Origin of the sequence: Variovorax sp. YR634 (assembly GCF_900106655.1) — a bacterium.
GTDB lineage: Bacteria > Pseudomonadota > Gammaproteobacteria > Burkholderiales > Burkholderiaceae_C > Variovorax.
In genome coordinates this window covers 19,129-32,272 of record NZ_FNOL01000006.1, presented here as the reverse complement: position 1 = coordinate 32,272, position 13,144 = coordinate 19,129, and the positions used below count along the sequence as shown (strand labels likewise).

15 protein-coding genes and 1 riboswitch are annotated in these 13,144 nt (G+C 67.1%); of the genes, 4 read left to right on the top strand and 11 right to left on the bottom strand.

All coding sequences use genetic code 11. The features are described 5' to 3' along the window. Positions 1-76 precede the first annotated feature (76 nt). Positions 77-847, top strand: coding sequence for a DUF72 domain-containing protein (locus tag BLV60_RS12905; protein WP_093055008.1), 771 nt, complete (start codon positions 77-79; stop codon positions 845-847). A 6-nt stretch (positions 848-853) separates the two neighbouring features. On the opposite strand, the gene BLV60_RS12900 is transcribed toward BLV60_RS12905, so the two are convergent. Next, positions 854-1,381 (bottom strand): bactofilin family protein, encoded by a 528-nt coding sequence (locus tag BLV60_RS12900; RefSeq protein WP_093055006.1) that lies wholly within the window; start codon positions 1,379-1,381, stop codon positions 854-856. Positions 1,382-1,495: 114 nt separating this feature from the next. Between BLV60_RS12900 and BLV60_RS12895 the strand changes: the two genes are divergently transcribed. Further along, positions 1,496-2,434 carry an ion transporter gene (locus tag BLV60_RS12895; RefSeq protein WP_093055004.1) on the top strand — a complete coding sequence of 313 codons (939 nt, stop codon included), beginning with the start codon at positions 1,496-1,498 and terminating at the stop codon, positions 2,432-2,434. Here BLV60_RS12895 and BLV60_RS12890 read toward each other — a convergent pair. The 4 genes from BLV60_RS12890 to BLV60_RS12875 all read right to left on the bottom strand — a co-directional run bounded on the left by BLV60_RS12890 (position 2,379) and on the right by BLV60_RS12875 (position 5,424). Continuing rightward, a complete protein-coding gene (locus tag BLV60_RS12890; protein WP_093055002.1) occupies positions 2,379-2,966 on the bottom strand; it encodes an IMPACT family protein in 588 nt (195 codons plus the stop codon). The genes BLV60_RS12895 and BLV60_RS12890 overlap by 56 nt on opposite strands. 22 nt (positions 2,967-2,988) lie before the next feature. After that, positions 2,989-3,579 (bottom strand): methionine biosynthesis protein MetW, encoded by a 591-nt coding sequence (metW, locus tag BLV60_RS12885; protein WP_093055000.1) that lies wholly within the window; start codon positions 3,577-3,579, stop codon positions 2,989-2,991. Next, positions 3,576-4,736 (bottom strand): homoserine O-succinyltransferase MetX, encoded by a 1,161-nt coding sequence (locus tag BLV60_RS12880; RefSeq protein ID WP_093054998.1) that lies wholly within the window; start codon positions 4,734-4,736, stop codon positions 3,576-3,578. Before BLV60_RS12880 ends, metW begins: the two co-directional genes overlap by 4 nt. Before the next feature lie 124 nt (positions 4,737-4,860). Beyond that, positions 4,861-5,424 carry a TMEM165/GDT1 family protein gene (locus tag BLV60_RS12875; RefSeq protein ID WP_093054996.1) on the bottom strand — a complete coding sequence of 188 codons (564 nt, stop codon included), beginning with the start codon at positions 5,422-5,424 and terminating at the stop codon, positions 4,861-4,863. A gap of 11 nt (positions 5,425-5,435) precedes the next feature. Continuing rightward, positions 5,436-5,621: riboswitch (yybP-ykoY riboswitch) on the bottom strand. A gap of 261 nt (positions 5,622-5,882) precedes the next feature. Between BLV60_RS12875 and BLV60_RS12870 the strand changes: the two genes are divergently transcribed. Further along, the gene (locus tag BLV60_RS12870; RefSeq protein WP_093054994.1) at positions 5,883-6,431 is read left to right on the top strand and encodes an RNA recognition motif domain-containing protein; all 549 of its coding nucleotides are present in this window, start codon (positions 5,883-5,885) and stop codon (positions 6,429-6,431) included. Positions 6,432-6,509: 78 nt separating this feature from the next. Here the strand turns inward: BLV60_RS12870 and BLV60_RS12865 are convergent, their stop codons facing one another. The 4 genes from BLV60_RS12865 to BLV60_RS12850 are packed head-to-tail and all read right to left on the bottom strand — an operon-like array spanning position 6,510 to position 9,517. Beyond that, entirely contained in the window at positions 6,510-7,292 is a 783-nt protein-coding gene (locus BLV60_RS12865; RefSeq protein ID WP_093054992.1) for an SDR family oxidoreductase, read from the bottom strand. Between the two features lie 16 nt (positions 7,293-7,308). Then, the gene (lptC, locus tag BLV60_RS12860) at positions 7,309-7,971 is read right to left on the bottom strand and encodes an LPS export ABC transporter periplasmic protein LptC (RefSeq protein WP_176928790.1); all 663 of its coding nucleotides are present in this window, start codon (positions 7,969-7,971) and stop codon (positions 7,309-7,311) included. After that, a complete protein-coding gene (locus BLV60_RS12855; protein ID WP_093054990.1) occupies positions 7,968-8,516 on the bottom strand; it encodes a KdsC family phosphatase in 549 nt (182 codons plus the stop codon). Before BLV60_RS12855 ends, lptC begins: the two co-directional genes overlap by 4 nt. Further along, positions 8,516-9,517: a KpsF/GutQ family sugar-phosphate isomerase gene (locus BLV60_RS12850; RefSeq protein ID WP_093054988.1), complete on the bottom strand. Its 1,002-nt coding sequence runs from the start codon at positions 9,515-9,517 to the stop codon at positions 8,516-8,518. The genes BLV60_RS12855 and BLV60_RS12850 overlap by 1 nt, the downstream gene beginning before the upstream one ends. Positions 9,518-9,603: 86 nt before the next feature. On the opposite strand from BLV60_RS12850, the gene BLV60_RS12845 reads away from it, so the two are divergent. Then, the gene (locus tag BLV60_RS12845; RefSeq protein ID WP_093054986.1) at positions 9,604-11,592 is read left to right on the top strand and encodes a monovalent cation:proton antiporter family protein; all 1,989 of its coding nucleotides are present in this window, start codon (positions 9,604-9,606) and stop codon (positions 11,590-11,592) included. Positions 11,593-11,625: 33 nt separating this feature from the next. Here the strand turns inward: BLV60_RS12845 and BLV60_RS12840 are convergent, their stop codons facing one another. After that, positions 11,626-12,591, bottom strand: a complete 966-nt coding sequence (locus BLV60_RS12840) for a zinc ribbon domain-containing protein (protein WP_093054984.1) — start codon at positions 12,589-12,591, stop codon at positions 11,626-11,628. A 91-nt stretch (positions 12,592-12,682) separates the two neighbouring features. Continuing rightward, positions 12,683-13,144, bottom strand: coding sequence for a Crp/Fnr family transcriptional regulator (locus BLV60_RS12835; RefSeq protein ID WP_093054982.1), 462 nt, complete (start codon positions 13,142-13,144; stop codon positions 12,683-12,685).

Below are 13,144 nucleotides of genomic sequence, written 5' to 3'. Positions count from 1 at the left end.
GGGTGACGAAAAGGCGCATTTTGCGCCTTGAGGCGACCGCGCGTAGAGTGCGGGCGATCTCAACCCGGAGGGCCATGTGAGCAAGGCAAACATCAAGGTGGGCATAGGCGGCTGGACCTACGAACCCTGGCGCGACAACTTCTATCCCAAGGGGCTCGCGCACGCGAAGGAGTTGAACTACGCGAGCCGCAAGGTCAGCGCCATCGAGATCAACGGCACCTACTACAGCACCTTCAAGCCCGAGACCTTCAGGAAGTGGCACGACGACACGCCGGCCGACTTCATGTTCTCGCTCAAGGCCTCGCGCTTCGCGACCAACCGCAAGCTGCTGTCGGGCGCGGGCGATTCGATCAAGCGCTTCATCGACAGCGGCGTGGCCGAGCTCGGCGACAAGCTCGGGCCGATCGTGTGGCAGTTCATGCCGACCAAGCAGTTCGATGCGGAAGACTTCGAGGCTTTTCTCGCGCTGCTGCCGAAGAAGGAGGGCAGCCGCGCGCTGCGGCACGTGATGGACGTGCGGCATGAGAGCTTCATGGTGCCCGCCTACAAGGCACTCGCGAAGAAGCACAAGGTGTCGACGGTGTTCACCGACGCCGACAAGTTTCCGTCCTTCGAGGAGCCCGAAGGCGATTTCGCCTATGCGCGGCTCATGATGGCCGACGCCAAGCTCAAGACCGGCTACGCGCCGAAGGCGCTGGACACCTGGGCCGAGCGCGCGCAGGGCTGGGCCGCGTCGCCGAAGAAGCGCGACGTGTTTGTCTACTTCATCAATGGCGCCAAAGAAAAGGCACCGGCCGCGGCCGGTGCCTTGCTGGAGCGCTTTGGGTGGACCCCGCCGAAAGCTTGACGGGCTTCAGGCTGCGGAGTGCAGCGACGGCTTGGCGCCGAAGCTGATTTCGCCGGAAAGCTGGCCGCCTTCCTCGATCACGATCTTGCCGTAGCGGATCTTGCCGGTGACCTTGCCGGTCGAGTGGATCACGAGCTTTTCGCGCACCGTGAGGCTGCCGTCGAATACGCCGCGGATTTCGGCGATGTCGATTTCGGCCGAACCCTTGAACTCGCCCTGTTCGGCGATCTGCATCAGGCGCGAGTCCATGGTGGCCTCGACGAGGCCTTCGACGACGAGCGTGTCGCAGTCGGTGATCTCCACGCCCTTGAGCTTGATGTTCGGGCCGACGGTGAGCTTGCTGCCGCCTTCCTTGGCGGCGGCAGATGCTGTAGCAGCAGCGGCGTTCAGTCCGCCTTGCTGTGCGGTCAGCGACGAGGGATTGACGGGGGTTCCGGAGAGATTGGTGCCCGAACCGACGAGCGGCGCGGGGCGGGATGTCAACGAGTCGGTGTCACGATCACGCTTGCCGAAGAAGGGGGACTGTGTAGCCAAAGGGGAGCTCCTCAAGAAAGGGACTATCGTAAGAACGCACTCATGGCCTGCGGCACTTCATTGCGCAAGAAGCGTAACTGAATAAATCGACTGTGGACATGACAATGCGGCGTCATGAGCCTCCCGAACTCCGAAACTCCTTCCACCGCGCAGGCCGCGCACCCCTCGCGCGCCATTTCGTCGGCCACCGACTCGCGCTTCGACAAGCCCGCGCACGGCTGGCGGCGTACGCTGTTCACGGTGATCTTCGAGGCGGATACGCGCGCGGGCCTGATGTTCGACCTGGCGCTGATCGCGGTGATCGTGACCAGCGTGCTGGTGGTGATCCTCGACAGCGTGCAGTCGATCCGCGAGCAGTGGCGGCCGCTGTTCAATGCGCTCGAATGGGTGTTCACCATTCTCTTCACGCTGGAGTACATCGCGCGGCTGTGCTGCGTGAACAAGCCGCTGCGCTATGCGCTGAGCTTCTACGGCGTGATCGACCTGCTTGCGCTGCTGCCGACTTTTCTGGTGGCCTTTGCGCCCGAGATGGCGTACCTGATCGACGTGCGGGTGCTGCGCCTGTTGCGCGTGTTCCGCATCTTCAAACTATCGCGCTACTCGGTGGAGTACCGCGCGCTGGTGTCTGCCGTGGCGTCGAGCCGGCGCAAGATCACGGTGTTCGTCGGCTTCGTGATGCTGGTGGTGCTGGTGATGGGCACGCTGATGTACGTGGTCGAGGGGCCGGTGCACGGCTTCACGAGCATTCCGGTGGCAATCTACTGGGCCATCTCGACGATGGCCACGGTGGGCTTCGGCGACCTCGTGCCCAAGACCGACCTGGGCCGTGCGATCGCCTCGGTGATGATGCTGCTGGGCTGGGGCGTGCTCGCGGTGCCGACCGGCATCGTGACCGCGGAGATGGCGCGGCGCGGGCCCGACGACGAGGTGGTGCCGGTGGCACCGCGCGGCATTTTCGCGCTGACTGCGCCTGCGCCCTCAGCACCTGCGAAGCGCGTTACGCCTTCGGCCAGACGACGCGCCCTTGCGCAGCATCGTCGAGACGGGCGATGAAGGCATCGGCGTCGGGCTCGGGGAGCGAGAAGGCGAAGGCCACATCGTCGCCGTGCTGCACATCGTCGAGCACCGCGCCGGCAGCGACGAGTTCGCGCCGCACGAGTCCTTCGAGCGCATAGGGCACCGAGCAACCGAGGCTGCGCTGGCGCACCAGCGGCACGAGCTCGGCGCCGAGCAGGGCCTGCGCAACCGCGTCGGTGTAGGCCCGCACGAGGCCGCCCGCGCCCAGCTTCACGCCACCGAAGTAGCGCACCACGGTCGCGAGCGCGCCTTCGACCTGCTGGTGGCGCAGCACCTCCAGCATCGGACGGCCGGCCGTGCCGCCGGGCTCGCCATCGTCGTTCGCGGCCGACTGGCCGCCGGCCATCAAGGCCCAGCAGACATGCGCGGCCGCGGGGTGTTCGGCGCGCAGCGAGGCGACCACGGCCAGCGCGGCCGCGCGGTCAGCCACCGGCTGCACGCAGCCGATGAAGCGGCTCTTCTTGATGAGCAGCTCGCTGTGGACCGGCTGTGCAAGCGTGAAGCTCATCCGGTGGTGCGCTCCAAAGGGTTCAGCCGCCGCCGCGCTCGAACTTGAAGACCGCCGTGCTGGCGCGCGCGTTGGGCAGCCAGCGCACGTCGCGCCCGTCCTGCAGGCCGAAGGCGTCGAGCACGCGCAGGTTGTTCTTGCCGGCCAGCACTTCGAAGTCCTTGAAGGTGCCGACGCGGATGTTGGGCGTGTCGTACCACTGGTAGGGCAGGCGGCGCGTCACCGGCATGCGGCCGCGCGCCACGCTCAGGCGGTTGGGCCAGTGCGCGAAATTGGGAAAGGCGACAACACCGATGCGGCCGACGCGCGCGGTCTCGCGCAACATCACTTCGGCATTGCGCAGGTGCTGCAGCGTGTCGATCTGCAGCACCACGTCGAAGGAGGCGTCGTCGAACATCGCCAGGCCTTCGTCGAGGTTGAGCTGGATCACGTCGACGCCGCGGCGGATGCACTGCAGCACGTTGCCGTCGGCAATTTCCACGCCGTAGCCGGTGCAGCCGCGCTCGCGCTGCAGCAGGTCGAGCAAGGCGCCGTCGCCGCAGCCGAGGTCGAGCACGCGCGAGCCTTGGGGCACGAGCTCTGCGATCAATCTTTGGTGTTCGAGGTCGCTCATTGGAATTCCTTGGCGACGCGCTCGAAGTACGAGCGAACCACGCCCATGTAGCGCACGTCGTCGAGCAGGAAGGCATCGTGGCCGTGCGGCGCGTCGATCTCGGCGTAGCTCACGTTGCGGCGGTTGTCGAGCAGCGCCTTCACGAGTTCGCGGCTGCGCGCGGGCGAGAAGCGCCAGTCGGTCTTGAAGCTCACGAGCAGGAACTTGGCCGTGGCCTGGGCCAGTGCGGTGCTGAGCTTGCCGCCGTGGCTGCGCGCGGGGTCGAAGTAGTCGAGCGCGCGGGTGATCAGCAGGTAGGTGTTGGCGTCGAAGTATTCGCTGAACTTGTCGCCCTGGTAGCGCAGGTAGCTTTCGATCTGGAACTCGACGTCCTGCGTGGAGTAGCGGTAGTCGAGCCCCGCCACCTCGCCCTCGACAGCGCTGCGCAGGATGCGGCCGAACTTCTCGTTCATCACGTCGTCGCTGAGGTAGGTGATGTGGCCGATCATTCGCGCGATGCGCAGGCCGCGCTTCGGGATCACGCCGTGTTCGTAGAAGTGGCCGCCGTGGAAGTCAGGGTCGGTCACGATGGCGCGGCGCGCGACTTCGTTGAAGGCGATGTTCTCGGCCGTGAGATTGGGCGCGCTGGCCACGACCACGGCGTGGCGCACGCGACTGGGGTATTGCAGCGTCCACGACAGTGCCTGCATGCCGCCGAGGCTGCCGCCCATGACGGCCGCGAGCGTCTGGATGCCGAGCGCGTCGAGCAGCGCGGCCTGCGCGTCGACCCAGTCTTCGACCGTGACCACCGGGAAGTCGGCGCCGTAGACGCGGCCGGTGGCGGGGTTGACGTGCATCGGGCCGGTCGAGCCAAAGCAGGAGCCGAGGTTGTTGACGCCGATCACGAAGAAGCGGTCGGTGTCGACCGGCTTGCCGGGGCCCACCATGTTGTCCCACCAGCCCTCGGAGCGGGCCTGGCCCTGGTAGACGCCCGCCACGTGGTGCGAGGCATTGAGCGCATGGCACACCAGCACGGCGTTGCTGCGCTCGGCGTTCAGGGTGCCGTAGGTTTCGTAGGCGAGCGTGTAGTCGCTGATCGACGCGCCGCTGCGCAGGGCCAGCGGGCCTGCGAACTGCATCGACTGCGAGGTGACGACCAAAGGTGGTGACGACGACATGAATGAAAAAACCCGGCCTCGCCAAAAACGAGCCGGGTCTGCCGCGCCTGTCTTTAGCTGAATTTATAAAGCGCCCGCAAGCTGAAGCAAATCGGCGCAAGGGGCAGTATATCGCCCCGTCGGATTACCAGCCGACGATCATGATGATGCCCAGCACCAGGAAGATCGCGGCCGAGATGCCGTGCACTAGCTTGATCGGCACGCGCCGCACGATCTTCTCGCCGAGCCACACCACCGGCGCGTTGGCCAGCATCATGCCCAGCGTGGTGCCTGCGACCACCCAGAAGTAGTCGTGCGTGAAGCGGGCGGCAAGCATGACGGTGGCGATCTGGGTCTTGTCGCCCATCTCGGCGAGGAAGAACGCGATCACCGTGGTGCCGAAGACGCCGAACTTCGACGCGCCCGGGGCATCGTCGTCGTCGAGCTTGTCTGGAATCAGCATCCAGACGGCCATCGCAATGAACGAGCCGCCCAGGATCCAGCGGAGCACCTCCGGTCCGAGCCAGCGCGTGATGTAGTTGCCGACGGCACCCGCCAGCGCGTGGTTGATGATGGTGGCGGCGAAGATGCCCAGGACGATGGGCCACGGTTTCCTGAAACGGGCGGCGAGCAAGAGAGCCAGGAGTTGGGTCTTGTCGCCCATTTCGGCGAGCGCAACTACGCCGGTTGCAACGAGAAAAGCTTCCATGATGGATGTGGGGTTCCTTGGGCCGAAGGACGCAATTGACCGTGCAACACCTTCGGCCATATTCCCGAAGTTGCACGGTCAAAGGTCTCGCCAGGTGTGTTAACTGCACGCGCCATGTCCTGTGTGGGGCAGGACAAGTCTGTTGACGCGGGCCCTTCTCGCAAATCGGAAGGCGGCTACTCCCCAATGACGGGGCGAATTCTACATGTAGCGCCAAGGACCTCGCCCAAAAATGCAAGTAGGCACTAGCTTTCCAATAGTTTTGACAGGTGCTACCTCAAGACGCAAATTCCCGCTTGCAATTCGGATATTTCACCCATAATGCACGAGCCTCCCTCTTCATTTTGGTCGGGGGGCAGTTCGGTGATCGGTCAGTTTCGCGCGACTCGACGGCTCTCGTTTGAGTGATGCTTTCGGGACTCCATCGCTTTTCTTGATGTGTTTATAGGAGTCCCTTGATGGGCAACAAACTGTACGTCGGCAACCTGCCTTACTCGGTGCGCGACGGAGATCTCGAACAGGCCTTCGGGCAGTTCGGCGCAGTGACCAGCGCCAAGGTCATGATGGAACGTGACACCGGCCGCTCGAAGGGCTTCGGCTTCGTCGAGATGGGCAGTGACGCGGAAGCACAAGCAGCAATCAACGGCATGAACGGCCAGCCCCTTGGTGGCCGCAGCGTCGTCGTCAACGAAGCACGTCCGATGGAAGCTCGTCCCCCGCGCAGCGGTGGTGGCGGCTACGGCGGCGGCGGTGGTGGTTATGGCGGCGGTGGTGGCGGAGGCTACGGCGGCGGTGGTGGCGGCTACGGTGGTGGCGGCGGTGGCCGCTCCGGCGGTGGCGGCGGCTACGGCGGTGGCGGTGGTGGCCGCAGCGGTGGCGGCGGTGGTGGTGGCGACGGCGGTTTCCGCAGCCCCTACGGCGCCGGTCCCCGTGGCGGTGGCGGCGGTGGCCGCTCCGGCGGTGGTGGTGGCGGCGGCTACGGTGGTGGCGGCAACAGCGGCTACTAAGCCCTGCGCTCTAAGGCACACAGACAAAAGGCTCCCTCGGGAGCCTTTTTCAATGGGCAATCGCCCGGCGCTTGTTGCTCAGGCTTCGCCGCTTCGCTTCTTGCGCTCGCGCCCTTGCACCGCCCGGTCGAGCACGGCGTTGGGCAGCATGCGCATGATCTTGGCGATCACGCCCATCTGCCAGGGAATCACGCGGTAGCTCGTACCTGCCTCGATGGCCCGCAGTGCCTGGCCCGCAAAATCTTCCGCCTTCATGAGAAAAGGCATGCCGTACCGGTTGCCCTGCGTGAGCGGCGTGTCGATGTAGCCCGGGCAGAGGGTGACGACCTTGACGCCGCTGTTGAACAGTTCGCCGCGCAGGCTCTCGCAGTACGCCACCACGCCGGCCTTGCTGGCGCAGTACGCGCCATGCCCTGGCAATCCGCGGATGGACGCCACGCTGCCGATGCCCACCAGCCGCCCGCTGCCGCGCTGCACCATCGCCCGCACGAACGGATGAAAAGTGGCGGCGAGGCCGACGTTGTTGGTGGCAAAAGTCTGCGCCAACACGTCGAGGTCGGAGCGCTCGGCGGTGTCGATGCCGACGCTGATGCCGGCATTGGCGATCACCACGTCTGGCAGCCCCTGCTGCGCGATGCAGGCGCTGCCGGCGGCGACGATGCTGTCGGTCTGCGCCACGTCGGCGCTGTAGATCCGGTAGCGGTCTGCGCTCAGTTGCCGGGCATTCGCCCACGCTTCGATTTCCCCCGTGCGCCGGGCGACCAGCGCCAGGCGGTAGCCCGCGTCGTAGAAGCTCGCGGCCAGCGCCTGGCCGATGCCACTCGATGCACCGGTGATGAAGACAAGCGGAGGCGTGGTCATGCAGGAGATGTCTTCTTCAGCGCTTCTTGGCGGGAGCAGGAGCGGCCGGAGCCGCCGACGGAATCAGCACGCCGCGCACCCGGCCGTTCAGGTTGGCCACGCCGCTCAGGTTGTCGTAGTCGAGCGTGTCGCCGGTGAACTGGTCGGTGCCGCGAATGAGCGTGACCGGCTTGTTCGACGTGACGCGTTCTGTGTCGACATAAGCGTGCAGGAACTCGCCGCGGAACTCGAGGCGCGGCGCAGGCTTGCCGTTCGGCCCCACCGAAGGATCGCGAATGACGATCGCATTGCCGAACAGCTGGACCTCGCTGCCATCGGAGTTCGACAGGCCGCGGTCGGCTGACCCGCGCGTCACCAGCCCCTCGGGCGACACGCTGCGCATGCGCACCTTGTCGATCTCGATGGTGTCGGTGTCGGGATAGTGCCGGCCCTCGACCCCGTGCAATTCGCTGCGCAGGTCGCCATTGGGCAGGAAGTTCTTGATGACGAACTCACGCATGAAGTAATCGGGCTCATGCGTGGGTGCGACCTTGGCCGTGGGTTCCAGCAGCTTGGGCGCGTTGCGCACCAGCCAGTAGGTGCCGAGCGCGACGGCGGCCGTGAGGATGATCGGCAGGTAGATCGTGGCGCGGTCGAGGACTTCGCGCACCATGCCCCATGCGCGTTTCACGTTGTTCATGTGGTCGGGCCCCGGGCAGCGTCGAGCATCGCGCGGTATTGGCCGCAGGCCGTGAGCAGCAGGTCGCAGAACTCTCGCGCCGCGCCTTCGCCGCCGCGCGCCTGGGTGACGTAGCGCGCGATGTTGCGCACTTCCGCATGGGCATTGGCCGGTGCCGCCGCGAAGCCGACGCGCATGAGCACCGGCAGGTCGGGCCAGTCGTCGCCGATGGCGGCGGCCTGCGCCCACGTAAAGCCGAGCTGGTCGAGCATGGCCTGCGCTGCGGGCAGCTTGTCTTCGGTGCCGTAGCGCACATGCTCGATGCCCAGCGCTTCGAGCCGCACGCGCAGCGGCTTGGAGTCGCGCCCGGTGATCACGGCCGGCACGATGCTGGCCTTGCGCAGCAGCTTCAGGCCGTAGCCGTCGAGGATGCTGAAGCGCTTGAGCGTTTCGCCGTGCTCGGTGAAGTACACGCCGCCATCGGTCAGCACGCCGTCGATGTCGAAGAAAACAATGCGCACGTCCTGCGCGGCGAGCAAGGTCTCGGCCTGGAACTCGAGCGGCATCAGATGACCTTCGCGCGCATCAGGTCGTTGGTGTTGATCGCGCCGACGATCACCCCCGCGCCGTCGATCACGAACAGGCGGGTGATGCCGCATTGCTCCATCAGCTCGGCGGCCTCCACCGCCAGTGCGTCGACGCGGATGGTGCGCGGGTCGCGGTGCATGACGTCGACCGCCTTGGGGCTGCGCAAATCGGCGCCCGCCTCGATCAGCCGGCGCAGGTCGCCGTCGGTGAAGATGCCCGAGGCGCGGCCGTCGGGCTCGATCACCGCGGCGGCGCCGAAGCCCTTGATGCTCATCGCGCGCATCAGCTCGCTGATGTTGGCCGACGGCGGCACGCGCGGCACTTCGTCGCCCGAGCGCATGACGTCGCTCACGTGGGTGAGCAGCTTGCGCCCGAGCGCGCCGCCCGGATGCGAGCGCGCGAAGTCTTCCGAGCCGAAGCCGCGCGCGTCGAGCAGCGCCACGGCCAGCGCGTCGCCCATCGCCATCTGGGCGGTGGTGCTCGCGGTGGGAGCGAGGTTGAGCGGGCAGGCTTCCTTGGACACGCCCGCGTCGATCACGATGTCGGCATGGCGGGCGAGGGTGGATTCGGGGCGGCCGGTCATGGCGATCAGGGGCACGCCCTGGCGCTTGACGACCGGCAGGATGACGGTGAGTTCGTCGACCTCGCCGCTGTTGGAAATGGCCAGCACCAGGTCGACCGCCTTGATCATGCCGAGGTCGCCGTGGCTGGCTTCGGCCGGGTGCACGAACATCGCGGGCGTGCCGGTGGAGGCGAGGGTGGCGGCGATCTTGCGGCCGACGTGGCCGCTCTTGCCCATGCCCATCACGACCACGCGGCCGCGCACTTCGAGGATCTTGCGCACCGCATCGACGAAGCTCGGGCCGACGCGGTCTTTCAGACCGGTGACGGCTTCGGCTTCGATGTCGAAGGTGAGGCGTGCCCGAGCGAGGATGGCTTCGGGGTCGACCACTGGGGCCGGGACGGGGCGGGAGCTCATCTGCGGATTTTACGGGCCGGCCGGCGCCCGGGATCACATGGCCCGGGGAAGCCCGGGGCACGGACATTGCTCTAGCATCGGCGCCTATGTCTTCGTTCGATCTCACGCTGTTGTATCTCCTGGCCGCGGTGATCGGCGTGGTGGCGTGCCGCTCCCTCAAGCTGCCGCCGATGCTCGGCTATCTGTCGGCTGGCGTGCTGATCGGGCCGCACGCCTTCGCGCTGGCGCAGAACACCGAAGGCATCCAGCACCTGGGCGAATTCGGCGTGGTGTTCCTCATGTTCGTGATCGGGCTGGAGTTCAGCCTGCCGAAGCTGCGCGCGATGCGAAAGCACGTGTTCGGGCTGGGCCTGCTGCAAGTGCTGCTGACGATGTCCATCGCCACGGTCGGCGCGCTGCTGATCGCCCGGCTGCTGCTGCCGCCGACATGGCAACTGGGCTGGCAGACCGCGCTGGCGCTGTCGGGCGCGCTCACCATGAGCAGCACGGCCATCGTGGTCAAGCTGATGGCCGAGCGGCTCGAACTCGAGAGCGAGCACGGCAAGCGCGTGATGGGCGTGCTGCTGTTTCAAGACTTGGCCGTGGTGCCGCTGCTGGTGCTGATTCCCGCATTGGGCGCGCCGCCCGAGGCGCTGGCCAAGGCGCTGGGCCTGGCGCTGCTGAAGGCAAGCTTTTTGATCGGCGTGCTGCTCTACGGCGGCCCGCGCATCATGCGCTGGTGGCTCACGCTGGTGGCGCGGCGGCGCAGCGAAGAACTCTTCATCCTGAACGTGTTGCTGATCACGCTGGGCCTGGCCTGGCTCACCGAACTGGCCGGCCTGAGCCTGGCGCTGGGCGCGTTCATCGCGGGCATGCTGGTGTCGGAGACCGAATACAAGCACCAGGTCGAGACCGACATCCGCCCCTTCCACGACGTGCTGCTGGGGCTGTTCTTCATCACCGTGGGCATGTCGCTCGACTGGCACATCGTGGTCGAGCGCTGGCTGCTGGTGGGCGTGCTGCTGCTGGTGCCGCTGGGGTTCAAGCTCGGGCTGGTGACGGTGCTGGCAAAGGTGCTCGGGGCTACCTCGGGCGTGTCGCTGCGAACCGGCCTCTACCTCGCGCAGGCCGGCGAATTCGGTTTCGTGCTGTTGACGCTGGCGCAGGAACGCAGCCTGCTGCCGCCGTGGCTGGCCAATCCGGTGCTGGCGTCGATGGTGCTGTCGATGCTGGCCACGCCTTTCATCATCATGTACAGCAACGCCATCGTGCGAAAGCTCGTGGCCAGCGATTGGCTGCAGCAGTCGCTGCAGATGACGAGCATCGCGCGCAAGACCATCAACACCGCGCAGCACGTGATCATCTGCGGCTACGGGCGCTGCGGCCAGAACCTGGCGCGCATCCTCGAACGCGAAGGCATTCCGTACATGGCGCTCGACCTCGACCCTGACCGCGTGCGCCAGGCCGCCGCCGCCGGCGACTCGGTGGTGTTCGGCGACGCGGCGCGGCTGCAGGCCCTGATGGCCGCGGGCCTGGCGCGTGCCAGCGCGGTGGTCGTCACTTATCTCGACGTGCCGGGCGCGATGAAGGTGCTGGCCAACACGCGCGCCCATGCTCCGCACGTGCCGGTGATCGTGCGCACGCAGGACGACCACGATCTCGAAAAGCTGCAGGCCGCAGGCGCCACCGAGGTGGTGCCCGAGGCCATCGAAGGTTCGCTGATGCTCGCGAGCCATGCGCTGGCGCTGGTCGGCGTGCCGATGCGGCGCGTGATCCGCGTGGTGCAGGACCAGCGCGATGCCCGCTACAACCTGCTGCGCGGCTACTTCCACGGCGCCGACGACGACAACGCCGACGAGATCGACCACGAGCGCCTCAACAGCTTCACCCTCAATGCCGGCGCGCGCGCGGTCGGCCAGACGCTGGAACAGGTGGCGCTGCACACGCTGGGCGTGCGCGTCGCCAGCCTGCGCCGCCAAGACGGCCAGCCGCGCGCGCTGGCCGACAACCCGGTGCTGTCGGACGGCGACACGCTGGTGCTGTCCGGCAAGCCTGCCGCGCTGGCCATGGCCGTGGAGCGGCTGCAAAAAGGCTGACGATCCGGCAGCCTTCGCTTCGGTCCCGGCCGATCAGTTGATCAGGCTCGGGTTGCGCTTTTCTTCTTCGAGTCGCTGCTGACGACGCACTGCTTCGCACTGCGCATGGGCCTTGAACTCGGGCTTCAGGCACTGCGCCGCCATGCACTGTGCCTTGGCGATGAAGTTGCGGTCGCCGCACATGGCCTGAGGCTCGGCAGGGGCGGCAGGTGCCGGCGGCGGAGCGGGAGCGGCGACCGGAGCAGCAGCGGGTTCAGGCGCGTTCGACGGCTGCACGGCGGCGGTCGCCTGCTTGCGCGGCTTGGCAACGGGCTTGGGTGCAGGTGCGGCTTCCGCGGCAGGCGGCGTCTCGGCTGGCTCGACGGGCTGGGGGTCCGCCGGCGCCGCGGGCGCTGCAGGCGGTGACGACTCGGTCGGCGGCGGCAGCGGCGGGGCCGCGGGAGCGGGGGCCTCGACGGCCGGCGCAGCCCCTTCGGCGGCGGCAGGCGCCTTGCGCGTCCCGTAGCCGTACCAGCCCGCGACGATCATCGCCACCGCAACCACCAGCAGGCCGAGCCACAGCAGGATCACGCGCTTGCGCGGCGGCCGTTCGACCGGTACGGACTGCCGGACCTTGGTCCGGCGTCTCTTCTTCATTTCGGGCTTCAAGGCCCAAGTCGACTCCAGCCCCGGCGACGCAGCGGGCGGCGCGGGCGAGCGCGGCAACCCGTCGTCGTGCACCATCAACACGGTCTGTGAGTGTTCGTTGCTCTGCCGCGCGGCGGGCGTCCGGCTGAAGAACGACGAGCGCGCGGGCGGCGGCGGCTCCTCCGGGTCGAACAGCGGCGCCGGAATGGTCGGCGCGCGCAACTGGGCGGGGGCGGTGGTGGCCCATTCGCGTTCAGGGCTCGGCGGCGGCGGAATCCGGTCTCCCGCGGCGGACAGCTTGACGCCGCAACTCCTGCAGAAATTCGCGCCGTCACGGTTTTCCGTGCTGCAGACCGGACAGATCAGGGCCATGGCTTACTTGCTGACTACTCTCTACTCTCGGGGTCCAGAACGGAAACTGGCTTGCTGGTCGACTATCCGGCGGCGGGCGATGGGGGTTTCGTCAGGTCACGGCGACGCGCTTGGAGCGGTGCGCCATGCGCTTGGCGATCACGGCGCCGAGCGCCATCGCGATCTCCAGCGCCATGTTGGGCTGGCGGTTCGACATTTCCGCAAAGCGGATCGCCGTGAGCCGCCACACGCGGCCCGCGCCAGTGACCACCACGTTGGCCGAATGCGGCTGCCGCGAGAAGAACGAGCCTTCGCCGACCACCGAGCCGGGCGTGAGCACGGCCAGCCGCATCTGCTCCTTGCTGCTGACACGGTGCACGCTGATGGCGCCGCTCTCGATGAAGAACACCGAGCGGTCGGGCGTGCCCTGCTCGATCAATATGTCACCGACGCCGGCATCGATGGGCTGCAGATAGCCCGCCAGCGTTTCCCACTGCTGGACATTGAACGTCAACGCAAACGCGTCGGTGCTCATGTTCTCCGCGATGGCGCGGCTCAGGTTCTGGATTGACAT

Coding starts and splice junctions, on each gene's coding strand:
- BLV60_RS12895 (WP_093055004.1), top strand. CDS start 1,496: ATGAGCCTCCCGAACTCCGAAACTCCTTCCACCGCGCAGGCCGCGCAC.
- BLV60_RS12890 (WP_093055002.1), bottom strand. CDS start 2,966: ATGAGCTTCACGCTTGCACAGCCGGTCCACAGCGAGCTGCTCATCAAG.
- metW (WP_093055000.1), bottom strand. CDS start 3,579: ATGAGCGACCTCGAACACCAAAGATTGATCGCAGAGCTCGTGCCCCAA.
- BLV60_RS12880 (WP_093054998.1), bottom strand. CDS start 4,736: ATGTCGTCGTCACCACCTTTGGTCGTCACCTCGCAGTCGATGCAGTTC.
- BLV60_RS12875 (WP_093054996.1), bottom strand. CDS start 5,424: ATGGAAGCTTTTCTCGTTGCAACCGGCGTAGTTGCGCTCGCCGAAATG.
- BLV60_RS12870 (WP_093054994.1), top strand. CDS start 5,883: ATGGGCAACAAACTGTACGTCGGCAACCTGCCTTACTCGGTGCGCGAC.
- BLV60_RS12865 (WP_093054992.1), bottom strand. CDS start 7,292: ATGACCACGCCTCCGCTTGTCTTCATCACCGGTGCATCGAGTGGCATC.
- lptC (WP_176928790.1), bottom strand. CDS start 7,971: ATGAACAACGTGAAACGCGCATGGGGCATGGTGCGCGAAGTCCTCGAC.
- BLV60_RS12855 (WP_093054990.1), bottom strand. CDS start 8,516: ATGCCGCTCGAGTTCCAGGCCGAGACCTTGCTCGCCGCGCAGGACGTG.
- BLV60_RS12850 (WP_093054988.1), bottom strand. CDS start 9,517: ATGAGCTCCCGCCCCGTCCCGGCCCCAGTGGTCGACCCCGAAGCCATC.
- BLV60_RS12845 (WP_093054986.1), top strand. CDS start 9,604: ATGTCTTCGTTCGATCTCACGCTGTTGTATCTCCTGGCCGCGGTGATC.
- BLV60_RS12840 (WP_093054984.1), bottom strand. CDS start 12,591: ATGGCCCTGATCTGTCCGGTCTGCAGCACGGAAAACCGTGACGGCGCG.
- BLV60_RS12835 (WP_093054982.1), bottom strand. CDS start 13,144: ATGTCAATCCAGAACCTGAGCCGCGCCATCGCGGAGAACATGAGCACC.